19 protein-coding genes and 1 other annotated feature (1 of these 20 cut by a window edge) are annotated in these 24,725 nt (G+C 46.9%); of the genes, 17 read left to right on the top strand and 2 right to left on the bottom strand.

Annotation, left to right across the window (positions count from 1 at the left end; all coding sequences use genetic code 11):
- Window positions 1-282: a binding site (T-box leader), on the top strand (it extends 11 nt beyond the left edge of the window).
- Window positions 283-794: 512 nt separating this feature from the next.
- Entirely contained in the window at window positions 795-3,893 is a 3,099-nt protein-coding gene (gene ileS, locus C170_RS23955) for an isoleucine--tRNA ligase (RefSeq protein WP_036614965.1), read from the top strand.
- A gap of 165 nt (window positions 3,894-4,058) precedes the next feature.
- Window positions 4,059-4,418, top strand: a complete 360-nt coding sequence (locus C170_RS23950; RefSeq protein ID WP_017687319.1) for a DUF5665 domain-containing protein — start codon at window positions 4,059-4,061, stop codon at window positions 4,416-4,418.
- A 41-nt stretch (window positions 4,419-4,459) separates the two neighbouring features.
- On the opposite strand, the gene C170_RS23945 is transcribed toward C170_RS23950, so the two are convergent.
- Entirely contained in the window at window positions 4,460-5,197 is a 738-nt protein-coding gene (locus C170_RS23945) for a TraR/DksA C4-type zinc finger protein (protein ID WP_036614837.1), read from the bottom strand.
- 221 nt (window positions 5,198-5,418) lie between these two features.
- Here C170_RS23945 and lspA point away from each other — a divergent pair, with 221 nt between their 5' ends.
- From lspA to C170_RS23905, 8 genes are all read left to right on the top strand, one after another.
- A complete protein-coding gene (gene lspA / locus C170_RS23940) occupies window positions 5,419-5,913 on the top strand; it encodes a signal peptidase II (RefSeq protein WP_017687321.1) in 495 nt (164 codons plus the stop codon).
- The gene (locus C170_RS23935) at window positions 5,906-6,868 is read left to right on the top strand and encodes an RluA family pseudouridine synthase (protein ID WP_442789466.1); all 963 of its coding nucleotides are present in this window, start codon (window positions 5,906-5,908) and stop codon (window positions 6,866-6,868) included. Before lspA ends, C170_RS23935 begins: the two co-directional genes overlap by 8 nt.
- Window positions 6,869-6,978: 110 nt before the next feature.
- Complete coding sequence (locus C170_RS23930) at window positions 6,979-8,232, top strand: LL-diaminopimelate aminotransferase (protein ID WP_036614832.1); 1,254 nt, start codon at window positions 6,979-6,981, stop codon at window positions 8,230-8,232.
- Window positions 8,233-8,435: 203 nt separating this feature from the next.
- Window positions 8,436-9,326, top strand: coding sequence for a decaprenyl-phosphate phosphoribosyltransferase (locus C170_RS23925; protein ID WP_047844436.1), 891 nt, complete (start codon window positions 8,436-8,438; stop codon window positions 9,324-9,326).
- Between the two features lie 18 nt (window positions 9,327-9,344).
- A complete protein-coding gene (locus C170_RS23920; RefSeq protein WP_036614827.1) occupies window positions 9,345-9,977 on the top strand; it encodes an HAD-IB family hydrolase in 633 nt (210 codons plus the stop codon).
- Between the two features lie 26 nt (window positions 9,978-10,003).
- Window positions 10,004-10,294 (top strand): EamA family transporter, encoded by a 291-nt coding sequence (locus C170_RS23915; protein WP_301291408.1) that lies wholly within the window; start codon window positions 10,004-10,006, stop codon window positions 10,292-10,294.
- Window positions 10,281-10,601: an EamA family transporter gene (locus C170_RS23910; RefSeq protein WP_327196662.1), complete on the top strand. Its 321-nt coding sequence runs from the start codon at window positions 10,281-10,283 to the stop codon at window positions 10,599-10,601. Before C170_RS23915 ends, C170_RS23910 begins: the two co-directional genes overlap by 14 nt.
- Before the next feature lie 31 nt (window positions 10,602-10,632).
- Complete coding sequence (locus tag C170_RS23905) at window positions 10,633-11,937, top strand: DUF6080 domain-containing protein (protein WP_036614820.1); 1,305 nt, start codon at window positions 10,633-10,635, stop codon at window positions 11,935-11,937.
- Window positions 11,938-12,035: 98 nt separating this feature from the next.
- Here the strand turns inward: C170_RS23905 and C170_RS23900 are convergent, their stop codons facing one another.
- Window positions 12,036-14,711 carry a YhgE/Pip domain-containing protein gene (locus C170_RS23900; protein ID WP_036614818.1) on the bottom strand — a complete coding sequence of 892 codons (2,676 nt, stop codon included), beginning with the start codon at window positions 14,709-14,711 and terminating at the stop codon, window positions 12,036-12,038.
- Window positions 14,712-15,422: 711 nt separating this feature from the next.
- Here C170_RS23900 and pyrR point away from each other — a divergent pair.
- From pyrR to pyrE, 7 genes are all read left to right on the top strand, one after another.
- On the top strand, window positions 15,423-15,986 hold the full coding sequence (gene pyrR, locus C170_RS23895; RefSeq protein ID WP_017687330.1) for a bifunctional pyr operon transcriptional regulator/uracil phosphoribosyltransferase PyrR: 564 nt from the start codon (window positions 15,423-15,425) through the stop codon (window positions 15,984-15,986).
- Window positions 15,986-16,897, top strand: a complete 912-nt coding sequence (locus C170_RS23890) for an aspartate carbamoyltransferase catalytic subunit (protein WP_036614815.1) — start codon at window positions 15,986-15,988, stop codon at window positions 16,895-16,897. Before pyrR ends, C170_RS23890 begins: the two co-directional genes overlap by 1 nt.
- Window positions 16,898-17,023: 126 nt before the next feature.
- Window positions 17,024-18,328: a dihydroorotase gene (locus tag C170_RS23885; RefSeq protein ID WP_036614813.1), complete on the top strand. Its 1,305-nt coding sequence runs from the start codon at window positions 17,024-17,026 to the stop codon at window positions 18,326-18,328.
- Window positions 18,329-18,760: 432 nt separating this feature from the next.
- Window positions 18,761-19,903, top strand: a complete 1,143-nt coding sequence (gene carA, locus C170_RS23880; RefSeq protein ID WP_017687333.1) for a glutamine-hydrolyzing carbamoyl-phosphate synthase small subunit — start codon at window positions 18,761-18,763, stop codon at window positions 19,901-19,903.
- 1 nt (window position 19,904) lies between these two features.
- Window positions 19,905-23,123, top strand: a complete 3,219-nt coding sequence (gene carB / locus C170_RS23875; protein WP_036614808.1) for a carbamoyl-phosphate synthase large subunit — start codon at window positions 19,905-19,907, stop codon at window positions 23,121-23,123.
- A gap of 102 nt (window positions 23,124-23,225) precedes the next feature.
- Window positions 23,226-23,966: an orotidine-5'-phosphate decarboxylase gene (gene pyrF / locus C170_RS23870; protein WP_036614806.1), complete on the top strand. Its 741-nt coding sequence runs from the start codon at window positions 23,226-23,228 to the stop codon at window positions 23,964-23,966.
- Window positions 23,963-24,604: an orotate phosphoribosyltransferase gene (gene pyrE, locus C170_RS23865; RefSeq protein WP_036614805.1), complete on the top strand. Its 642-nt coding sequence runs from the start codon at window positions 23,963-23,965 to the stop codon at window positions 24,602-24,604. Before pyrF ends, pyrE begins: the two co-directional genes overlap by 4 nt.
- The last annotated feature ends 121 nt before the right edge of the window (window positions 24,605-24,725 follow it).

The raw sequence follows: 24,725 nt of genomic DNA, 5'->3' as shown, positions 1-24,725 counted from the left end.
GACGGGTTCAGTACGTTATGATCTCATCCCTCAGAGAGTTGGTGGTTGGTGCAAACCAATGGATGAGTTATAGCCGAATATCTCCCCGGAGAAGTGACGCTGAAGCGGTGATTATGATTGCCGTGTGTAAGCCGAACCGTAAGCCGTACGTTATAACGGCACCCTGCAGTAGTTTAGCGGGGCATAAGCGCTGTTGATGACAGAGCATACCCAGGTTTGCCTGGATGTGGTTTGTGATGAACAGAATTAGGGTGGTAACGCGAGTATAGCCTCGTCCCTTTCCAGGGACGGGGCTTTTTTGTGTCCAAAAAAGGCGAACGTCCATGAGGCCCGAAGGGACCTCAAGGAGAGAGCCGCTCGCCGGGAAAGCGAAGCACCCGGCACACGGATTCGCTAAGGCGAACGTTCGTGAGGCCCGAAGGGACCTCAGGGAGAGAGCCGCCCGCCCGGGAAAGCAAAGCGCCCGGCACACGGGTTTCGCTAAGGCGAACGTCCATGAGGCCCGAAGGGACCTCAAGGAGAGAGCCGCCCGCCCGGGAAAGCAAAGCGCCCGGCAACACCCGCCTCGCGGTAAGGCCATGCGGCGTTCGCGCAGGGAACAGCCGCAAAATGGCCGCCACTACGCACATCCACCCCTCGCCCATAAGCGCCACCGTTCCCCCAACGACAACCCATCCCGGGTGTCCAGAGGGCGGAGCGCCTATGGGGTCCCCCTTGGCAAGGGGGATTTAGGGGGATTGAAACGCTTTTGTGGACGGTCCACAATCCAACCAAAGAAAGGGAAGTTGATCATCATGCAACGAGTTGACGTCAAAGAGAAGGCACGCGCCAGAGAATTACGCGTGTTAGATAAATGGAAAACGGAGAATACATTCAAAAGATCCATCGAAAACCGGGAGGGCAAGCCAAACTTCGTATTTTATGAAGGGCCGCCTACAGCAAACGGTAAACCGCATATCGGTCACGTGCTGGGACGGGTAATTAAGGATTTTGTTGGACGGTATAACACGATGAAGGGTTACCGTGTCGTTCGTAAAGCAGGTTGGGATACACATGGTCTGCCTGTAGAACTGGGTGTACAGAAGAAGCTTGGTATCTCCCACAAGTGGGAAATCGAAGATTACGGCGTGGAGAAATTCATCAACGAATGTAAAGCGAGCGTATTCGAGTATGAGCAACAATGGCGTGATTTGACAGAAGGCATCGGATATTGGACGGATATGGATAACCCGTATATCACCCTTGATAACAACTACATCGAGAGTGTATGGAACATCCTGGCGACGATCCACGAGAAAGGCCTGTTGTATCGTGGTCACCGTGTGAGCCCGTATTGTCCATCTTGTCAGACAACACTGAGTTCCCATGAAGTTGCACAAGGGTACAAAGACGTCAAAGATCTGAGTGCTACAGCGAAATTCAAACTGAATGACAGCGGAGAATTCGTACTGGCTTGGACGACAACACCTTGGACACTGCCTTCACACGTTGCACTTGCCGTGAATCCGGATATGGACTACTCCCGTGTTCGTCAAGGTGATGAAGTGTACATCATGGCAACCAATCTGGTGGAGAAAGTGATGAAAGATACCAAGGGTGAGTATGAGATCATCGGTGCACTGAAAGGTGCCGATCTGGTTGGCAAAACGTATGATCCTCCGTTCAACTACGTACAGGCTGAGAAAGCCAACATCATCCTGGGCGCAGGCTTTGTAACGGATGCAAGTGGTACGGGTATCGTACACATGGCTCCTGCCCATGGTGAAGATGACTACCGTGTATGCCGTGAGAATGGGATCAGCTTTGTGAACATGGTGGACCTGGAAGGTAAATTTGTCGCTGAGGTTACTGACTTTGCGGGACGTTTCGTGAAGGATTGTGACATTGATATCGTGAGATATCTGTCTGAGCATGGACGGTTGTTCAGCAAAGAAAAATATGAGCACAGCTATCCATTTTGCTGGCGTTGTGATACACCACTTCTGTACTATGCAATGGACAGCTGGTTTATCCAAACAACAGCCATCAAGGACCAACTGATTGCCAACAACAGTGAAGTGGATTGGTACCCGGGTCACGTTCGTGAAGGTCGCTTCGGGAAATTCCTTGAGGATCTGGTGGATTGGAACATCAGCCGTGATCGTTATTGGGGAACTCCGCTGAACATCTGGGTTTGCGAGGAGACTGGCGAACAATTTGCTCCACACAGCATTGCAGAATTGCGTGCTCGTGCGGTAGGTGATGTGCCTGAGAATCTTGAATTGCATAAACCATACGTGGATGACGTTAAAGTCATGAGCTCTTGTGGCAAATATGAAATGAAACGTACACCGGAAGTGATCGATGTCTGGTTCGACAGCGGCTCCATGCCGTTTGCCCAGCAGCACCATCCATTTGAAAATAAAGAAGTATTCGAACAGCAGTATCCTGCAGATATGATCTGTGAAGGGATTGACCAGACACGTGGCTGGTTCTACAGCTTGCTGGCGGTTTCCACCCTTTTGACAGGCAAAGCGCCTTACAAAGCGGTTATGGCTACAGGACACGTTCTTGACGAGAACGGACAGAAGATGTCCAAATCCAAAGGTAACGTTATCGATCCTTGGGAAGTGATTGAAGAATACGGTACAGATGCATTCCGCTGGGCTTTGTTGTCTGACAGTGCACCGTGGAACAGCAAACGTTTCTCCAAAGGTATCGTAGGCGAAGCAAAATCCAAAATGGTGGATACGCTGGTCAACACCCATGCATTCCTGACGCTTTATGCTACCATTGATGGATTTGATCCACAGGAGCACCCGTTCCAACTGTCCGCACACAAGCTGGATCGCTGGATTCTGTCGAGACTGAACAGCCTGATCCTGGTTGTAGAAAAAGCATTGCTGGTTAACGACTATCTGAACTCTTCCAAAGCGATTGAAGCATTTGTTGATGAGTTGAGTAACTGGTACATCCGTCGTTCCCGTGACCGGTTCTGGGGAAGTGGCCTGACAGAGGATAAACTGGACGCTTACCGCACATTGACTGAGGTGCTGGTGACTACCGCGAAGTTGGTTGCTCCGTTCACACCGATGCTGGCAGAAGACATCTATCTGAACCTTGCAACAGGTGAGAGTGTGCACATGGAAGACTATCCGGTAGCTAACGAAGCGCTGATTGATGCAGGACTGGAACAGGATATGGAGACGGCTCGCCGCGTGGTCGAACTTGCCCGTAACGTTCGTAACGAAACAGGCATCAAGACACGTCAGCCACTGTCCGAATTGATCGTTTCTCTGGATAAAGGGTTTGACCTGGCAAGTTATGAAGAGATCATCAAGGAAGAGATCAATGTAAAAGGAATCCGTACGGAGCATAATGACGCGGAATTCGTTGACTTTACATTGAAGCTGAACCTGAAGGTCGCAGGTAAAAAATACGGCAAAAACGTAGGATTCCTGCAAAACTTCTTCAAGGGAATGTCAGCCGATGAGACGCGTAAAGTGGTTTCGGAAGGTGTACTGAACATCGTTTCACCGGAAGGCGAAGAGCTGCAAGTAACGAGCGAAGAATTATTGGTTGATAAACAGGCCAAATCAGGCTTTGCTTCAGCATCAGGTTACGGTCTGACGGTTGCGCTCAATACCGAAATCACGCCAGCATTGGAACAGGAAGGCTGGGTCCGTGAAGTGGTTCGTGCTGTGCAGGATACCCGGAAACGACTGGATCTGCCAATTGAGAAAAGAGTACGTTTGACACTGGATGTGGATGCATCCCTTCAGGAAGCTATTCAGGCGTTTGATGATGTGTTGCGTGAAAATGTTCTCGTAACCGAAGTTACATTTGGTTCGAATGAGTCGATGGAACGTGTTGAAGCCGGAGGCAAATCGATCGGTATTTACATCGAAGCGTAATTCGGAGCATGTCCCATTCAACAGGGATAGAATATAGAGTATAAACAAACGAGCCGCAGAGGCAGGGACATATTCCCTGTATCTGGGCTCGTTTGTTTTTTAGGCAATAAGGCAATGATTCTATAGTGCAGTCAATCTATATTGATCAAAGGAACTGACCAAAACATGAGCGAACATGACAAGCAAACCGCATCCACTTCACAACAATCAACGTCAGATAATCTGAATTCGCATGACAAAATCGAAGAGTTACATACCCTGACGAACCGTCTGGCGAATGAACTCGAACGTTCACGAATAGCGCAATACACAGAATTGCTGAACAGGCCATGGAAATTGATAGGATTGAACCTGTTGTCTGGAGCCGCACGAGGTGTGGGGATTGCGATTGGGTTTACCTTTTTCGCAGCAACGATCATTTACGTTTTACAGCTACTTGGGGCGCTCAATCTTCCCATTGTTGGAGACTACATCGCTGATATTGTGCGCATTGTCCAGCGCCAGCTTGATATGAACACATACTAAGCGATTAGCAGCGATTAAAGGTGAAAGATATCAAAGTGCATTTAGTAAATGTCATCCGTCTCCATATCCGGTTCTAACAGACCCTCGCCCTCACGGTTCTCCAGGTACTGGCGATATTGCCGATTACGCACGATGGAGACGTCATGACCATAGATGTCCGTGGCAACAAAGCTTTCGTACGCTTCAACGCAGCCTTCCACTTCATCGGTGGCTTCAATCGCCATAACATCATAGCTGTCGATATCGCGTCCTTCAGCCATGGCTGGTGAGTTCGATGTGCCCCAGCTTTCAACAATCTGCCAAGTGTCTTCACCATCGAAGCCATTTTGATCATCACGCTCGTCCAGACTGGTTCGACCAAATGCCGGGGCGAGGAATTCTTCCTCTACAGGACGGTTCTCAGAGACAACGGTTTCCGGTTGATGTTTTTTGCAGTATTTGGTGTAGGGAACAGCTTCCATGCGTTCATAAGGGATGGGTTGCTGGCAGACCGCACATGTACCGTAATGTCCTTCTTCGATGGAGTGCAGTGCAGAATCGATTCGTTCCAATTGGAATTCATCATGTTCCAGCAGGGAAATATCTTTCTCGCGTTCATACACCTCCGTAGCTATGTCGCCAGGATGGTTATCAATTGGTGATAATTCACCTGTCTGTAGTTTAAGGGAATCTCCAAGGCCATAATGCTCGTTTTCCGAAAGTCTATGTTCAATATCGCGCTTATCGGACATCAGTTGGGAACGTAGAAATTGTAGTTGTTCGTTAGTAAAATGTGACATGATTTTCCCCTTTCTGCTTTCATGCTGGAATCCGGATTTTGACTCTATTGTAGGATGTGCCATTGAGGGCAAGATTACAGAAGGGAAATGTTATCGTTTTTGCCATAAGCATTGCGATGTAGCGCGTCGTGGACGATTTCCAAACAGCTGTGCTACAATAAACAAGTCTGGCGTAAGCCTGGTATCGTTTGGAAAAGACAAGAACGGAGTGACAAACAAACGTGGTGTATTATATCCTTGCTTTTATCGTATTTTTATTGGATCAGGGAACCAAGTATCTGATTGCAACCCGGATGGAACTCAGAGAAGAAATTCCGGTCATCGGCAATTTCTTTGTCATCACATCACATCGTAACTCAGGAGCAGCATTTGGCATTCTGCAAGACCAGCGTTGGTTCTTTATTGTGGTTACGTTGATTGTGGTCGTTGCCTTGATTTGGTATTTGCAAAAGGTAAAAGATACCCCGCACAAATTGCTGCCTGTGGCGCTTAGTTTGGTGCTTGGTGGAGCAATTGGCAACTTCCTTGACCGGGCATTGACCGGAGAAGTTGTAGATTTTGTACAACTTAATTTTGGAAGTTATACGTTTCCCATTTTTAACATCGCCGATTCGGCAATCTGCATCGGTGTAGGGTTGATCATAGTGGAGACATTGCTTGAAGGACGGCGCGAAAAAGCAGCCGCGAAGATTGAAGGGAATGAACATCATGAGTAATCCGAATAAGGAACAGATTAACGACGAAGAACTAATGAATGGCAATGAACGTATGGAATGGACCGTTGCCGCTGAACATAAAAAAGAACGAATTGACAAATATATTACGGAAGCCGTGGATAACGTATCTCGCTCCCAAGTTCAATTGTGGATCGGAGACGGAATGGTTACGGTAAATGGTGCTGTAGTCAAAGCCAATGCCAAGTTATCCGAAGGGGATCTGGTTGAGTTACAGATTCCAGAACCAGCTGCTGTAGAGATCATTGCCGAAGATATTCCGCTGGAAGTGGTATATGAAGATAGCGACCTGATCGTGATCAACAAACAGCGTGGTCTTGTGGTGCATCCGGCACCAGGACACACGTCGGGTACCCTCGTTAATGCACTTATGCATCACTGCAAAGACCTCTCGGGTATTAATGGGGAGTTGCGTCCTGGTATTGTGCATCGTATCGATAAGGATACATCTGGCCTGATTATGGCTGCCAAGAACGATCGTGCGCATGCATCACTGGCTGCTCAGTTGAAGGAACATACGGTGAATAGACGGTATATTGCGCTTGTTCATGGTCATCTTAATCATGATCAAGGGACCATTGATGCACCGATTGGACGGGATACCAATGACCGCAAAATGTATACGGTCACAGAACGTAACAGTAAACTTGCCGTTACGCATTTTACCGTTACAGAGCGGATTAATGATTACACCTTGCTGGAATTGAAACTGGAGACAGGACGTACTCACCAGATTCGGGTTCACATGAAATTTATTGGTCACCCGCTTGTAGGAGATCCAACTTATGGACGGAATAAAGGCATCAAAATGCAAGGACAGGCTCTTCATGCGGCCATTCTTGGATTTGTGCATCCAACAACGGGAGAATACCTTGAATTTTCAGCTCCGATTCCGCAAGATATGGAAGACGTGCTTGCCTCGCTGCGCAGTCGTTAACAGCTCCAAGAAAGTACAAATGTTCGGATACTTTGTCCATGGCTTTGATCACGCAAATGCTTCATATTAAAGTGTAGAAATTTGCGTCAAATGAGGAGATGAACAACGTTATGAGTATCGATAAATACCAAGAAACTTACATTCAGACTAATTTTGCCGACCGTATCGGTGGCTCCAACTATGGTAAAGACACGAACATTTATAAATTCGAGAAAATCAAACGTGCCAAAGCTTCGGCCAAAAAAGATTTTCCCGATGTGGAACTGATTGACCTTGGTGTAGGTGAACCGGACGAAATGGCTGATGCAGGCATTGTAACTGCACTTGCAGAAGAAGCTTCCAGACCTGAGAATCGTGGTTATGCTGACAATGGTATTCCTGAATTCAAAGCTGCTGCTGCTTCCTACCTGAAAAACGTATTCAACGTAGAAGGTATCGATGCAGATACTGAGATCGTACACTCCATTGGTTCAAAACCGGCTTTGGCGATGATGCCTTCATGCTTCATCAATCCAGGTGATGTGACAATCATGACCGTTCCAGGTTACCCGGTTATGGGAACACATACGAAGTATCTGGGTGGAGAAGTGTTCAACATCCAATTGACGAAAGAAAACAACTTCCTGCCTGATCTGACGGCTATCCCGGAAGACATCGCAAAACGTGCGAAGTTGCTCTACCTGAACTATCCGAACAACCCAACAGGCGCAAGCGCGACGGTGGAGTTCTTCACTGAAGTTGTGGAATGGGCTAAGAAATACAATGTTGTGGTTGTACATGATGCTCCATACGCAGCATTGACGTATGATGGCAAAAAACCGTTCAGCTTCCTGTCGGTACCTGGTGCAAAGGATGTCGGCGTAGAGCTACACTCTCTGTCCAAGTCCTACAACATGACGGGTTGGAGAATCGGATTTGTAGCGGGTAACCCGCTTGTAGTCAAAGCATTCAGTGATGTGAAGGACAACAATGACTCCGGTCAGTTCATCGCGATTCAAAAGGCTGCTGCTTATGGATTGAATCACCCTGAGATCACGGAAAAAATTGCAGAGAAATATTCCCGTCGTCACGACATGCTCGTTGCCGCATTGAACGAACTGGGCTTCCAGGCTGAAAAACCTAAAGGTTCATTCTTCCTGTATGTAGAAGCACCAAAAGGTGTCGTTGGCGGACGTCGCTTCGAATCAGGCGAAGATTTCTCCCAATTCCTGATCCGTGAGAAACTGATCTCATCCGTACCTTGGGATGATGCCGGTAACTTTGTTCGTTTCTCCGTAACCTTTGAAGCGAAGGGTGAAGAGGAAGAGAAACGTGTTATTGCTGAGATCAAACGTCGTCTGAGCGACGTACAATTTGAATTTTAATCGCATCACCCAATAGTTAAATCATGTACTAACGAAGAGACCGGAAACGGTCTCTTTTTTTATGCCCATATTAGATTTTTTTCATTTACTCCCTTTACAAAATTATACAAGCAACATATGATTAGATCTTTACGTTATTTGTTATATACAGAAGTTGTTGTTGAAGGGAGTTATTACAATTGTTATCATCACGAACAAGTACGGTGTCCTCACCGGCTACAGGAACAGGCAGTACAGTGTCAGGATTATTCAGATTGTTAAGACCCAAACAGTGGACTAAAAATCTGCTGTTATTTGCTGCGTTACTATTTTCTTTTGAGGAGATTCGGACTGAAACCATTCTTGCGACGTTGCTTGGTTTTATTCTATTTAGCCTTGTTGCAGGCTGTGTGTATATTTTAAATGACTTTGTAGACCGAGACAGGGATCGACAGCATCCGGTGAAAAGGTATCGTCCTATGGCTTCTGGGCAGGTGAATCCGAGTCATGCTTTGTTGTTTGGCATTATTCTATTAATCCTTTCCGTAGGAACGGCCTTCATGATGAACCCTCTATTCGGGGTGTTATGTATCGTCTATTTCCTGTTGAATGTATCTTATTCATTTGTGCTGAAACATCTCGTTATCCTGGATATGATGACCATTGCAGCCGGCTTTGTACTTCGTGCCATTGCAGGTGGTGTGCTGATCCATGTGCCATTCACGCCGTGGTTTTTGATCTGTACCATGCTGTTGTCGTTGTTTTTGGCCATTGGAAAACGTAGAAATGAACTCACGTTGCTTGAGGGAAATACGGGATCACATCGTAAGGTTTTGGATAACTACTCCATTACATTACTGGATCAATTCAATACAATTGTGACGACAGCTACGATTATCAGTTATTCCCTGTTCACATTCACTTCAGATCGAACCATTCATCTCATGTGGACGATTCCATTGGTCATTTACGGCATGTTCCGTTACCTGTATCTGATCCACATGAAGAACCAGGGAGGTTCGCCCGATCGTGTGCTGTTTGAGGACAAGCCTATATTAATTACGGTTATGTTGTATGTGATAAGTGTTGTTACAATCTTTGCAATCTTTGAATAAAGGCTGAGGGGGATCAGGGTGAAAAGCACGAAAGTCGCAATTTTTGATATTGATAAAACGATCATACGCAGTGATTCCATGTTTCAATTTGTGCATTACGGTGTTCGCCGTTACCCGTGGCAGGTATGGAGATTACCTGTCATTGCATTACATACCGTGTTATTCAAGGCAGGCTTCATGACGGTTGAACAAGTCAAACGATCCTACTTTCAAGAAATTGAGCGTATGTCTGAAAAAGATCTCGAACATTTCTTTGATACTCGCTTGCGTACGTCCATTTTTGCCGAGGCCAGTGTAGAGATGCAACATCGCAAAGAAGCAGGGTATCATGTCTTGCTGGTAACTGCATCTCCGCATGCCTATATGAAATACTTTAATAATTTTCCCTGGGTGGATCATGTAATTGGAACTGAACTTGTCCGTCATGAGAATGGTTACACATGCAGAGTTGACGGCAGCAACTGCAAAGGGGAAGAGAAGGTACGCCGAATTCAGGCTTATCTGAGTGAAAAGAATATGGTCATTGATTATGACCAGTCATGTTCCTACTCTGACTCCTTATCCGACCTTCCCGTCATGCAACTTGTGAGTCAACGATACTTTATTAACAAGCGTGTTCCGGACATGGAGGCATTAACGTGGGGGAAATAAAATCGCGTCATACTGGTAAATGGTTAATGCTCGTTTCCGCTTTTCTGACAGCAACGGGTCAATTGTTCTGGAAATGGGGACTAACCGAGTGGATTTACCTGGGTGTAGGTTTTCTGTGTTATGGACTTGGAGCGATTTTGATGATTAAAGCTTTTGCTCTGGAAAAACTCTCAGTTGCTTATCCTCTGATGTGTGCCAGCTATGTATTTGCCTTAATCTATGGGTATTTTTTGCTTGGGGAAGAAATTACGATGCAGAAGCTGGCAGCAGTTGTGTTGCTTGGAATCGGGGTGACACTAACCAGTGTTGATCGATAGCTGGATGGTTGCCGTATTAATTGTCATGACGTTGTGTGGTGCACTGGGTGGGGCCGGACTGAAAGCTTATGCTTCCAGTCGCAATCGTCTGCATGTACTCATGGGACTTGGATTCTACGGAACGGGCGCGTTGCTGAATATTGTATTGCTGAAGTTTCTTCCATTAACCGTAGTGTTGCCTGCAAACGCATTAACATATGTGTGGACTCTTATCATAGCTCGGCTGGTATTTAAAGAGACCGTGGGCCCTTTACGCTGGATAGGTGTGGCATGTATTATGGGTGGCCTATGTTTATTGGTATTTTAGAACTTAATTAATCAGGATGTGAAATGAAAGCATGAAATTTTTAGATCACTTATTTTATAATCGCAGAGCCAACTGGACAGCCTTTTACCTGTTTGCGGGATTTGCTCTGTTCTATGGTTTAATGAACGGCTCGTATGTTCTGTACATTGAAAATAATGCAGAGATGCTTGGGGCGTATACCCCATTTAATACAACGCTGTTTCCAATCAATTTATTCAACTTTGATCCTTCAATGTATTATGGGGACAACAGTTCTTCCGTGATCCATCCGCTGATTTCCTTTCTCGCAGTCACCCTTGCGGCTGTAGCGAAACTTCTGGGAGGCAACTGGTTCTTTCTAATTTTGCAATCGCTGGTGAATGCGGGTTCGGTGGTGCTGGCGTATCTGTTCCTGAGTCAAAAAGAAGATAAACCGACCATCGTACCGCTGCTGTTTACCTTACTGTTTGGTTTCAGTTCATACCTGATGTATACCGCGTTGATCCCGGATTCGTATCCTTATGTACAGTTCGTTATTCTGTTGTCTGTGGTTTACATGCAGTATACTCGTGAGCGTCAGGACGTACGTTATGTACCCAATGCATTGCTTGCATCGATTAACTTTGGACTAACCTCGACCAATATCGTACCATTTGCTGCTGCCACATTCTTTAATATGAATACATGGCGCAATAAGGCGAATTTGAAAAAATACATCGGCATCATGGCACTGGCGGTTCTGATCATCGTTGTATTAACTGGCATTCAGTATGTTGCCTTTGGGGGCCGTAGCTGGGTTAGTAACTGGCTGTTGGGCATTCAAAATGGTGGAACAAGCTATGCAACACCATTCCAGTTCGCTGTTCATTGGAAAGCATTGAACATGTTAACCATTAATCCGATGCTGACACCGAAGATGCATTTACTGGACCCGGGCATGGCAGCCTTTGTTACGGATCTATCACGTTCCAATCCAATCTATGTGCAGATGACAGGTATCTTTGTTTTACTACTGGCATTCATGGGCTTCATTAAGGGCATTCGTGAACGTGAAGTGTGGACCATTGTGCCATATATTCTGTTTGCCTTTTTGCTTCATGTCGTCGTGGGCTTTGGTCTGGCTGTATTTCAATATGATATGTACCTGTATGCGGGACATTATCTGTTTGCGTTCTTCCTGTTGGGTGGAGGTTTCGTCATCAGCCTTCGTCCGGGATTGGGGAAAAAAGTGGTTATAGGCTTGATCATGTTATGTGTTATCGTTACGGCAAGTAACAACATCTATCGCCATGTAGAAACATTAACAACAATCAAACAATCCTATAATCAGTTGGAACAGGAACGCTCAGTGAAATAGTCAAATAGTAAATGTATCGATTCATATAATGAAATAAGAAAAGGCTATTGGATGTAAAGTCCAATGGCCTTTTCTTAATTAGTGTTGAGCAAAGTGAGTTAAGCAATAATTTTGGTCTTCTTGGCATTCTCGGCTGAACGTTTGGTGAGACTGCTGAGTGGACGTTTCAAAGCGAGAGCAACAATGAGACTCAGCGCGATGAACATACATAACCACAGAATATCCTTGATGGCAGTAGACCACAATATGCCGCCGACCGACTCACGCAGCAGACTGATCGCATACGTGAAGGGCATGAACGGATTCAATGCTTGGAAAAAGGGTGATGTCATGCTGATTGGGAACGTACCGCCAGAGCTGGAGAACTGGAACACCATGAAGATAATGGCGATCCCTTTTCCGATATTTCCAAATACGGACAGCAGGGTGTACGTTATGGTGACAAATACGGCACTCACCAGCATGGCAAACAGGACAAACCACAGTTTATCTGCAACATAGGTACCCAGGATTAAGATATCTCCCAGGGTGACACATATCGCCTGAAGTAACCCAATGGTCAGAAAAGTAGCGAGACGTCCAAGATATAACTCATATCCCCGGAACTTGCCCCCTGGATTTTCAGCTTCGGCACGAAGCAGAGAAATCAACAGTGTTGAGCCAACCCACAGAGACAGCACGCCATAAAATGGTGACATGGCCGATCCATAATTCGGAATTGGGTAAAGCTGTTTTTCCTTAATTTGCACCGGACTTGCAAGGAAAGCACTCTCTTCTTCAATATCGCCGCGCAAAAGTTTGGCGAGCTCCGCAAACTGTTTATTACCTTCGACCTCCCGAAGTTTGTCAGCAGCCTTGCTGATGGCACTTTCCAATGCTGGCAGATCATCACGTACAAGCGCGGCAACACGGTGAACTCCTTTTTCGACCTCCGGCAGCTGATTCTGTACAAAATCGGATGCCTTGCCTATCTGTTTCTCGGCAGTAGGCAGATCATTACGAACAAAATCAGCTGCTTCGTTCAGTTTGTTTCCCAGCTTGGGCAGATCGTTTCGAATTAATGAAGACACTGTGTTCAGAGCTTGGATAAAACCTTCACTTTTGTTCGCGAGTGTTTCTGATATCTCATGGATCTTAGATTGTATTTGAGGCAGTTCGCTCTGGATTTTTGTCAACTCGGCCTGCCCAAACGTAATTCCTTCTTTGGCTGATGCAAGAATGTCCGCAATATCCGGAATACGATCTTTTGCTCCTTGCAGAGTTTCTGCTGAAGTGGAGAGGGTAGACCTGAGCTTATCCGCACCAGCTGCAAGTGCAGGCGATATTTCACTTTCATAGGTGTTTAAGATATTGCCAATCCCGCTGCTGATGTCCTTCGAGAGAGTATTTAACTGAGCGATGACCTCTGTTGGTGGAGTTGTATTACGACGCATGGCATCACTGATGATGCCAGCCAAGCGGATCTGCAACTGAAGTTTATCTGAAATGGAGTTCAGTTGTGTGATTTTATCGGCAAGTGGTTGGCTTGGAAGCAAGTTATTGATGTTGCCCAGTAGTTCTGCCATACTGTCCACGAGTTTTACCGCAACCCCTAAACGTGAAGCAATCCGGTCGAGATCTTCTACTGTAGGAAGGTTATTAAGATCCGAATTTTGCAATTGTGCAATTACGTCTCCTGCAGCGTTAGTAATCTGCTGCACCAGCAGCAGATTTTGGCGGATCGTCGGGCCAATTGTCTGAAACGCTTCTTCACTGGAATCCACGAACTGATTTAATCCCTCTGCAAGCTCAATCCCGTTGCCAGCGATTTGTGATACTTTGTCCAAATCTTGTTCTGCGGCCGTTACGATAGACAGAGCTTTGTTCGTTTTATCCAGCGCCGTTTGGATAACATCTGATACCTGTCCAAAGTTTTCATCCACTTCTCGAATGCGATCTACCGCTTTTTGTATATCCGGTATTCGCCCTTGAATAGCCAGCACTTCGGAAGCCGCCTCATTAATTTGTGGCCAATACTCCTGCACCTTGAGCACATACTGTGCTGCTTCATTGATTTCAGGCAGTTTTTTCTCGATTTCAACGATCTTTTGAGCATCTTTTACAATCTCGGGCATGGCTTTTTCTACTCCCAGAACCTTTTGACCTGCGGCTTGAATAGCCGGAAGATTTTTCTCCAGTGTAAAAATGCCTTTCTCCATTTTGCGTAATGTTGGAAGCTGGGAATTAATCTCAACCCCGGCTTCATTCAGCTTGGTTAGAACGGCCTCACTGACGGCTTCAGTGAAATTTTCATTGATTTGCGTTGTTATGGCAGATACACCAGAGCCTGTGATTTTAGGAGCAATGGCATTCACCTTCTCATTGACGGTATAGATTACTTCCGGTCGCTCCAGCTTCCCATCAACGATGCCTGTAATTTTGGATGAAAAGTCCCCCGGAATGAGCAGGCTTGCATAATACTCTCCAGTTTGCACACCCCGATTAGCCTCAGCCTGGTCCACAAAAGTCCAGCCCAGCTTTTCGTTGTGTTTGAGGCTGGATACCAGTTCGTCTCCGATATTAACATGGGTTCCTTCAACAGTCGCACCCTTGTCCTCAGTTGTCACCGCAATTTTGATCTCCTGGGTATTACTGTATGGGTCCCAGACGGACTTCACGTTGACCCAGTCATACACCCCGGGCAGTAGAATAATAGCCACAATTAGAAATATACCTGTGGGAACCTTCAGAATATGCAACCAGTCTGTTTTGTAAACGTGCCAAATGTGACGCATGACTTCCTCCTAAATGTACATAAATGTAGGGCGTAACTTATTTCTATGTCGTAAATTTGTGAATCTTATGTATATCGGCATTATTGCAGTATCTAATAATGGGTTCATGTTTATAAACTGTACCCATTTCACTTGGTACTAATTCAGAGCCTTCATATATTGCGTAAAATGAAACTCACCGTTTGTTCTAAAAAGAAGTGTTTTGTCTCTACTTGAGTACAGTAAGAGGTTTATTTTGGTTATATCAAATTTCTCATTTGCCTATGGATAAATATGCAGAAATGTTGTATAATTATGAATAACCAATGAGATGTATTGTGCATGGATGTTTTTCAGCCTAACTGCTGATTCTAAGAAGAACGTAGCAGAGGGTTTTCACCTGCGATGGTGAGGTGTTGACAGGGGGTTGTCTTTCTGTCATAATTCATGAAGACAAACGGACATATTGATTACAGAACCCTGTGAGGTTCTGCAATATGAACGACATGAATAGCACCTTTAAATCAGTCCCGTGAGACTGGCAAGGTAACGTGAACGATACATCGTTTTTTTGCTGCGGCAAATGAAGCGATGCATCCCCGAGAGTAAACTTTCTTCAGAGCGGTCTGAAGTTCGGAGACTCCTTGCCAATAAACACGGCAAGGAGTCTTTTTTTTTTCTCCTCGTCACGGGGCCATGATGCTGAAGGGAAATCCTGAGGAGGCTGAACGCATGAGCACAGAGACACATGTCATTATGGATGAGACGGCGATCCGCCGCGCATTAACACGGATTGCCCATGAGATATTGGAGAAAAACAAAGGAATCGACGATTGTGTGTTGGTTGGTATCCGTACACGCGGGGTTTACCTGGCAGAACGGATTGCCGCCAAGATTGAAGAAATCGAAGGCGCCAAAGTCCCCTGGGGAGAACTGGATGTGACTCCTTACCGCGATGACCGCTTGGACGAAAATAAAGCGAATCGCAAGGAAATGTTGATTATGACACCTGAATCACTTTCGATCCATAACAAAAAAGTGATTTTGTTCGATGATGTGCTCTATACCGGACGGACGATTCGCGCAGCGATGGATGCCCTGATGGACTGTGGAAGACCGCAGAACATTCAGCTGGCTGTACTCGCAGACCGCGGACACCGGGAACTTCCGATTCGACCTGATTTTATCGGCAAGAATGTGCCGACTTCCAAATCAGAGGAGATTGAAGTTGCACTCATGGAAACGGACGGACAGGACGAAGTCAAAATCACTCAGAACCGGGGGGAGCAAGCATAATGATTACACAGACAGCATTGAGAGACCGAAGCTTGCTTGGACTGAAGGAACTTAGTCGAGGAGAAATCGAGTCCATTCTGAACAGAGCGGCTCACTGGGAAGCGCAGAAAGAGAAACTGGCTCCTGTACTGGAATCACGCTTTGTTGCGAACATGTTCTTCGAGAACAGCACACGTACCCGCTTCTCCTTCGAAATGGCAGAGAAACGCCTGGGCGCACAAGTGTTGAACTTTACGGCAGCCGCATCCAGTGTGGAAAAAGGAGAGTCCATCTACGATACGGTACGAACACTTGAGTCGATGGGCATTGATGCAGGCGTGATCCGGTTGAAACCGGCAGGCGTTCTGCAACAACTGGCTCAGAAAGTGAATGTACCACTCGTGAACGCCGGAGACGGCAACAATGAGCATCCCACACAGGCGTTGCTGGATCTATACACGATGAGGAAAGCATTTGGCGAACTGAAAGGCTTGCGTGTCTCCATCATTGGTGACATCCTGCATAGCCGTGTAGCTCGTTCCAACCTGTGGGCACTGCAAAAGTTTGGTGCGGATGTACGCTTCTGTGCACCGCAAACGATGCAGGCACCGGAACTCGCAGAGCATGCTCCTTATGTCGGTCTTGAAGAAGCGCTGGATGCAGATGTAGTCATGATGCTTCGTGTTCAACTGGAACGTCATCAACATGGCTTAATTACTTCAGCTGAGGATTATCGCGAACACTACGGATTGACGGAAGAACGGGCATCACGCCTAAAACCAAGCACCATTATCATGCACCCTGCTCCAGTGAATCGCAACGTCGAGGTAGATGACGCGGTTGTGGAAAGTGAAGCATCGCGGATCTTCCCGCAGATGGCAAACGGCGTTCCAATCCGCATGGCGGTTATGGAACGTGCGATGAAACTGTAACAGGGTCTGGCTGTGGGTCATAGGCTGACGGTACGGTAGTTCTTATAGAGCAATAAGAGAGTACACGATAAAGAAAATCATCCGGCTTGCCTGGTAAGCCGGACAGAACCGAAGCGGAGGGCAATTATGCTACAGATTATAAAAAACGCAAACGTCTTGAACCAACAAGGGGAACTTGAACGGAAAACCATCATTATAGATGAAGGTAAAATTAAAAAGATCGCTGGTCTGGAAGACCAAGCCGTACTGGATGCCGAAAAGTCAGCTCAAAGTGTGACAGACGCATCAGGCAAACTGGTCATTCCGGGATTGATCGATATGCATGTGCATCTGCGTGAACCTGGATTCGAACACAAAGAGACGATCGAGACAGGTGCCCGTTCAGCAGCACAAGGTGGTTTTACAACAATCGCTTGCATGCCGAACACAAGACCAGTAACAGATACAGCGGAAGTTGTGAAGCTGGTATTGGATAAAGCCAAAGAAGCTGATCTGGTTAAAGTGTTGCCTTATGCAGCCATTACAAAAAATGAACTGGGTCGTGAACTTACCGATTTTGCCGCATTAAAAGAAGCAGGCGCTATTGGATTCACAGATGACGGTGTAGGCGTACAAAACGCTCAAATGATGAAAGATGCCATGAGCCTCGCAGCAAGCATGGATATGCCAGTGATCGCTCACTGTGAAGATGACTCACTGGTTGTTGGTGGATATGTGACGGAAGGTGAGTTTTCGAAGCGCCACGGCATCAAAGGCATTCCAAATGAATCCGAAGCCATTCACGTTGGCCGTGATATCCTACTGGCAGAAGCAACGGGAGTCCATTATCACGTTTGCCACGTAAGTACAGAGCAATCGGTTCGCTTGATTCGTCTAGCGAAGTCCATCGGCATTAAAGTAACTGCTGAGGTATGTCCACACCATCTGGTGTTGTCGGATGAAGATATCCCAGGCATGGACGCCAACTGGAAAATGAACCCGCCGCTACGCTCACCACGCGATGTGCAGGCTTGTATCGAAGGTTTGCTAGACGGCACGCTGGATATGATCGTAACTGATCACGCGCCACACAGTGAAGAAGAGAAAGCCAAAGGCATGGAGCTGGCACCTTTCGGAATCGTAGGATTCGAAACAGCCTTCCCGCTGCTGTACACCAAGTTTGTGGAAACAGGATTGTGGAGCTTGGATTTCCTGGTGAAACGCATGACAGCTGATCCGGCACGTGTATTCCGACTGGATACAGGCAAACTGGAAGAGGGAGCACCAGCCGATATCACTATGATTGACCTGAACGAGGAAAAAGCGGTTGATCCTGCAACGTTTGCAACCAAAGGAAGAAACACACCATTCACAGGTTGGAAGCTGAAAGGCTGGGCCGTACAAACTTGGGTGGATGGCAAAAGCGTGTGGAATAACACGGTACAACAGTAAAACGGTAACTCAGCAAATTAATAAAACAGTAACTCTATATCTTTAACTCTTTAAAACAGTAACAGTAATTCTTAACTTTTTTAAAACAACAAATCTTTTTAACTCTAAAACTTAATCTACAACTTTTACACCAGTAACATCTTTTCAACTAACTCGAGGCAAATCATGCCGAGAGTCTAACATACGAAACAAGCAAAGTTGAATGTCATGATTTTGAACTTGGACACCAACGTAACTGCGGAACGGACAGAAAAGACCCGAAGAAGCAAAGCGTTCGCCTTTATCACCGGATTACATCATTTGAAAAATGATAAAAATTAATCCGGGGATAACAGCGATCAAAGGGTTTTCTGTCAGCGGAGCCGCACGAAGTTTCCAGAAAGTTCAACCCCAATGCATTCAACGTTGATAAACACAGAGGAGTGAAATGGGATGCAGGCACAGGCAAGATTATTGTTGGAAGACGGCACACTGTTCACCGGGAAAGCATTTGGTGCTGAAGGTGAAACTACAGGTGAGGTCGTTTTTAATACGGGAATTACAGGCTATCAAGAGGTGCTTTCGGATCCTTCCTATTGCGGTCAAATCGTAACCATGACGTATCCTCTGATCGGAAACTACGGCATTACGCGTGATGACTTTGAGTCGATTCGTCCATACGTGCACGGTTTCGTTGTGCGTCGTCATGAGCCAACGCCAAGCAACTGGCGTGCGGAATATAGCGTAGACAATCTGCTCAAAGAATACGGCATCGTAGGAATCAGCGAAATTGATACACGCATGTTGACTCGCCGGATTCGTCACCACGGCACAATGAAGGGAATTCTCACAACAGGATCGAAACCTGTGGAAGAACTGCTGGAGATGATGGGAGACACCACCATTGCTGAGCTGCGTAACCAGGTGCCAATGACTTCTACAGAGCATGTCTACAACAGCCCGGGAACGGCTGAGCGTATTGTGCTCGTGGATTACGGTGCAAAAACAGGGATTTTGCGCGAACTCAGCAAACGTGACTGTGACGTAGTTGTTGTTCCACACGATGTAACAGCAGACGAGATTCGTCGCCTGAACCCGGACGGAATTCAACTGTCCAACGGCCCTGGGGACCCGAAAGACGTACCTCACGCGGTTAACATGATCAGTGAACTGCTTGGCGAATACCCGATCTTCGGCATCTGCTTGGGTCACCAGTTGTTCGCACTTGCAGCAGGAGCAGACACCGAAAAGCTCAAGTTTGGACATCGCGGAGGAAACCACCCGGTGAAAGAACTGGAGAGCGGACGTTGCTTCATCACATCCCAGAACCATGGATTTACTGTAAACGAAGAGTCTGTGAAGAGCACGGACCTGGAAGTTACACATATCAACAATAACGATAAGACCATTGAAGGTCTGAAACATAAATCATTCCCGGCATTCTCGGTTCAATATCACCCTGAAGCAGCCCCGGGTCCTTACGACAACAGCTATCTGTTCGACCGCTTCATCGAGATGATTCGCGAGCACAAGATCACTAACCCGCAAAAGCCGCGTCAAGCCGTATTGGCAGCCGCAGTGAAAGGAGCACAATAACATGCCGATTAACAAAGATCTCAAAAAAATCCTGGTGATTGGTTCCGGTCCAATCGTCATCGGTCAAGCGGCCGAGTTCGACTATGCCGGTACACAAGCTTGCCAGGCTCTGAAAGAAGAAGGCGTGGAAGTTGTACTTATCAACAGCAACCCGGCGACCATTATGACGGATACAAACATGGCTGACAAAGTCTACATTGAGCCAATTACACTGGATTTTGTAACCCAAATCATTCGTCAAGAGCGTCCAGATGGCTTGTTGCCAACACTGGGTGGTCAAACAGGTCTGAACATGGCTGTAGAGCTGGCTCGTGCTGGCGTGCTGGAACGTGAAAATGTGAAATTGCTCGGAACACAGCTGACATCCATCGAGAAAGCGGAAGATCGTGATCTGTTCCGTGACCTGATGCGTGAATTGGAACAACCTGTACCAGAGAGTGTCATCGTAACGACACTTGAAGAATCACTTGAATTTGCGAATGAGATTGGTTATCCAATCATCGTGCGTCCAGCCTATACACTGGGCGGAACTGGCGGCGGAATCTGTGCGAACGAAGAAGAGCTGCGTGAGACGGTGGCAGCGGGAATTCGTTACAGCCCGATTGGGCAATGTCTGGTCGAGAAGAGCATTGCAGGTATGAAAGAAGTCGAGTATGAGGTTATGCGAGACAAAAACGATAACTGTATCGTTGTCTGCAACATGGAAAACTTTGACCCGGTAGGTATTCATACAGGTGACAGTATCGTCGTAGCACCAAGCCAAACATTGTCGGACCGTGAATATCAAATGCTGCGTTCAGCTTCCCTGAAAATCATCCGTGCCCTGAACATCGAGGGTGGATGTAACGTACAGTTTGCACTGGACCCACACAGCTTCCAATACTATGTTATCGAAGTAAATCCACGGGTAAGCCGTTCATCGGCTCTGGCTTCCAAAGCAACGGGTTATCCGATTGCAAAAATGGCTGCCAAAATTGCCATGGGTTACACGTTGGATGAAATCGTGAACCCAGTAACAGGCCAAACGTATGCTTGCTTTGAGCCTACACTGGATTACATCGTGAGCAAAATCCCACGCTGGCCGTTCGACAAGTTCATCTCGGCGAACCGTAAACTGGGAACTCAGATGAAAGCAACAGGCGAAGTAATGGCTATTGGCCGGACATTCGAAGAGTCGATTCACAAAGCAGTTCGTTCCCTGGAAATTGGCGTACATCGTCTCTACCTGAAGGATGCCGAAACGCTGGACGAAGCGACCTTGAACGAACGTCTGATCAAAGCAGATGATGAGCGTATCTTCCTGATTGCCGAAGCATTCCGCAGAGGTTATACGTTGCAACAGCTGCAGGATCTGACCAAGATTGACTGGTGGTTCCTGGACAAAATCGAAGGTCTGATCGCATTTGAAGATCGCATTCGCGAAGAATCCGAATTGTCTTCCGACATTCTGTATCAAGCGAAACGCCTTGGATTTACAGACCGTGCCATTGCTGAACTGCGTGCGCAAGGTCAACCAGGAGGCACATTAACAACTGAAGCGGAAGTTAGAACTCGTCGGGAAGCAGAGAACCTGCGCCCAGTGTACAAAATGGTAGATACATGTGCGGCTGAGTTTGAAGCAACAACGCCATATTATTACTCAACTTACGAGACAGAGAATGAAGTTATCCCTTCAGACAAGAAAAAAGTTGTGGTGCTGGGTTCAGGACCAATCCGGATCGGTCAAGGGATCGAGTTCGACTACTCAACTGTACACGCAGTATGGGCATTGCAAAAAGCAGGCTATGAAGCAGTCATTATCAACAATAACCCGGAGACGGTGTCTACGGACTTTAATACATCGGATCGCCTTTACTTTGAACCGCTCTTCTTCGAAGATGTCATGAACGTGATTGAACAGGAGAAACCAGTAGGGGTTATCGTACAGTTCGGTGGTCAAACGGCCATCAACCTGGCAGCACCACTGCGTAATGCAGGTGTAACCATTCTCGGAACGGATCTGGAAAGCATTGATGAGGCGGAGGACCGTAAGAAGTTCGAACGTCTGCTCTCCCGTCTGGAGATTGCACAGCCAAAAGGTAAAACAGTCATTTCCGTTGATGATGCGGTAGAAACAGCTCAAAGTCTGGGCTACCCGGTACTGGTTCGTCCTTCCTATGTACTCGGCGGTCGTGCGATGGAGATTGTATACTCCGATGCTGAATTGCTGACATACATGGAACAGGCGGTTAAAATCAATCCGGAGCATCCGGTCCTGATCGACCGTTACATGATGGGTAAAGAAGTTGAGGTTGACGCCATCTGTGATGGTGAAACGGTATTGATTCCGGGAATCATGGAACATATCGAGCGTGCAGGGGTTCACTCTGGTGACTCCATCGCGGTATATCCTCCTCAACATCTGTCCCAGGATTTGAAAGAGAAAATTGTAGAGATTACAATCAAAATTGCGAAAGAACTGAAAACGGTTGGTCTGGTCAACATCCAGTTTGTTATCCATGATGGCCAAGTGTACATTATCGAGGTGAACCCACGTTCATCCCGTACCGTACCATTCCTGAGCAAAGTAACCAACATTCCGATGGCGAACTTGGCAACACAAGCCATTCTGGGTGTGAAACTAAAAGATCTTGGTTATGTTGACGGGCTGTGGCCTGAATCGGATCATGTATCTGTTAAAGTTCCGGTCTTCTCCTTCGCGAAGCTGCGTCGTGTAGAGCCAACCCTCGGACCTGAGATGAAGTCTACAGGTGAGGTTATGGGTCGTGACCCGAATTACGCTAAAGCGTTGTTCAAAGGTCTCATCGGCGCAGGAATGAAAATTCCGGCAACCGGAGCGATCGTAGTAACTGTAGCAGACAAAGACAAAGACGAAGCGGTTCCTTTGCTCGAAGGTTTCTACAGACTGGGTTACAAAATCATGGCTACCGGTGGAACAGCAGCTGCGCTTGAAGCAGCGAACATTCCGGTAACGACTGTTAACAAATTAAGTGAAGGTTCGCCGAACATTCTGGATATGATCCGTAGCGGCGAAGCAAACTTTGTCTTCAACACACTCACCAAAGGCAAAACACCGCAGCGTGATGGATTCCGTATCCGTCGTGAAGCGGTAGAAAACGGCATTGTATGTATGACTTCATTGGATACGATTCGTGCGCTGCTGATCATGCTGCAAACGATCAACTTCTCTTCGGAAGCAATGCCTGTCTTTGTAAAATAAATAACTCTCTGATGAAGGACATCAGTCAGCCTGCGGGCTGGCGGGATGTCCTTTATATCGGGCAAAAACGGAAAAAATGAGCAAGTGGAGGGAGCGCTGGTGATGAATCAAGCGAGTTTCAATGAAATGGCTGGCCGTCTGATGGTGGCACTGGATTATCCTGGAGCGGAAGAAGCTCAAGAATTGGTACAAGCTCTTGAGGGAATTCCCTGTTATCTCAAGGTGGGTATGCAGCTGTTCTACGCAGCGGGACCTGACTTTATTCGGGAGCTGAAATCCAAAGGTTACTCCGTTTTTCTGGATGTGAAAATGCATGACATTCCCAACACCGTTCGTGGCGGAGCTGAGAGTATCACACGTCTTGGCGTAGACATGTTCAATGTACATGCAGCGGGTGGAGCCCTTATGATGCGTGCTGCACGTGAAGGTGCTGAGGCAGCAATCGCTGCCGATCCTTCCCTTAGCAAGCCCGAGATCATTGCAGTCACCCAACTCACCAGTACAAGTCTGGAAACGATGAATAACGAGATTGGCATCCCGGGAAGTGTGGAAGCTGCTGTGGTACGTTATGCAGGACTAGCCCAAGAGGCCGGACTGGATGGAGTTGTTGCTTCTCCACTGGAAGTGCCCGCAATTCGGGCAGCGTGTGGCAGTGCTTTTCACACCGTTACTCCAGGAATTCGTCCAGCGGGTAGTGGTCTGGGAGATCAGACACGCGTCTTGACCCCAGGTGAAGCTATCGCCAGAGGCAGTCATTACATTGTTGTAGGCAGACCCATTACAGGCGCTCCCAATCCGCGAGAAGCGGTAGAAACCATTTTGAAGGAGATGTTGAACGCATGATCGAACTGAATGAGATTCCAAATCATATTGCTTCCCAACTTTTGAAAATTAAAGCCGTGGCGTTACGTCCGCAGCAGCCATTTACATGGACATCCGGCATCAAATCACCAATATACTGTGATAACCGCTTAACGATGTCCTATCCGGAGATTCGCAACGATATCGCTGAAGCATTTGCAACAATCATTCGGAACCAGTACCCGGATGCAGAAGTCATCGCAGGTACAGCAACCGCAGGTATTCCGCATGCTGCCTGGGTGGCTCAGAAGCTGGATCTGCCGATGGCCTACATTCGTGATAAAGCGAAAGGACACGGCAAGGAGAACCTGATCGAAGGTCTGATTACCGAAGGACAGAAAGTGGTTGTCATCGAAGATCTGATCTCTACAGGTGGAAGCTCGATCAAAGCAGCAGAAGCCGTACGTGTAGCAGGTGCAACACCTCTCGCCGTACTTGCCATTTTCAGCTACCAGCTGGATAAAGGTGTTAAAGCATTTGAAGATGCTGGAATTCCACTTCAGACGTTGTCCAATTACACGGCGCTGATGGATGTGGCTTTGGCTCAGGGAACGATTCAGGAGAGTGACTTTGAGTTGCTCAAATCCTGGCGTGAAGATCCTTCTTCATTTGGTAAATAATATCATTGATACCTCGAAAAAATGTTCAGGAATGAACGGTATCAAAATTGTAATGATTGCCGTCATAGCGGCAAAACCATCGAATATGCAAGAGGCATCCCGCACTTTGGGGTGCTTTTTT

Origin of the sequence: Paenibacillus sp. FSL H7-689, from assembly GCF_000517905.1 — a bacterium.
GTDB classification, from domain to species: domain Bacteria; phylum Bacillota; class Bacilli; order Paenibacillales; family Paenibacillaceae; genus Paenibacillus; species Paenibacillus amylolyticus.
This window is presented reverse-complemented; position numbering and strand designations above follow the sequence as displayed.

Bases quoted from the DNA above. Each gene is read 5' to 3' on its own strand.
- ileS (WP_036614965.1), top strand. From the start codon at position 795: ATGCAACGAGTTGACGTCAAAGAGAAGGCACGCGCCAGAGAATTACGC.
- C170_RS23950 (WP_017687319.1), top strand. From the start codon at position 4,059: ATGAGCGAACATGACAAGCAAACCGCATCCACTTCACAACAATCAACG.
- C170_RS23945 (WP_036614837.1), bottom strand. From the start codon at position 5,197: ATGTCACATTTTACTAACGAACAACTACAATTTCTACGTTCCCAACTG.
- C170_RS23935 (WP_442789466.1), top strand. From the start codon at position 5,906: ATGAGTAATCCGAATAAGGAACAGATTAACGACGAAGAACTAATGAAT.
- C170_RS23930 (WP_036614832.1), top strand. From the start codon at position 6,979: ATGAGTATCGATAAATACCAAGAAACTTACATTCAGACTAATTTTGCC.
- C170_RS23915 (WP_301291408.1), top strand. From the start codon at position 10,004: ATGCTCGTTTCCGCTTTTCTGACAGCAACGGGTCAATTGTTCTGGAAA.
- C170_RS23905 (WP_036614820.1), top strand. From the start codon at position 10,633: ATGAAATTTTTAGATCACTTATTTTATAATCGCAGAGCCAACTGGACA.
- C170_RS23900 (WP_036614818.1), bottom strand. From the start codon at position 14,711: ATGCGTCACATTTGGCACGTTTACAAAACAGACTGGTTGCATATTCTG.
- pyrR (WP_017687330.1), top strand. From the start codon at position 15,423: ATGAGCACAGAGACACATGTCATTATGGATGAGACGGCGATCCGCCGC.
- C170_RS23890 (WP_036614815.1), top strand. From the start codon at position 15,986: ATGATTACACAGACAGCATTGAGAGACCGAAGCTTGCTTGGACTGAAG.
- C170_RS23885 (WP_036614813.1), top strand. From the start codon at position 17,024: ATGCTACAGATTATAAAAAACGCAAACGTCTTGAACCAACAAGGGGAA.
- carA (WP_017687333.1), top strand. From the start codon at position 18,761: ATGCAGGCACAGGCAAGATTATTGTTGGAAGACGGCACACTGTTCACC.
- carB (WP_036614808.1), top strand. From the start codon at position 19,905: ATGCCGATTAACAAAGATCTCAAAAAAATCCTGGTGATTGGTTCCGGT.
- pyrF (WP_036614806.1), top strand. From the start codon at position 23,226: ATGAATCAAGCGAGTTTCAATGAAATGGCTGGCCGTCTGATGGTGGCA.
- pyrE (WP_036614805.1), top strand. From the start codon at position 23,963: ATGATCGAACTGAATGAGATTCCAAATCATATTGCTTCCCAACTTTTG.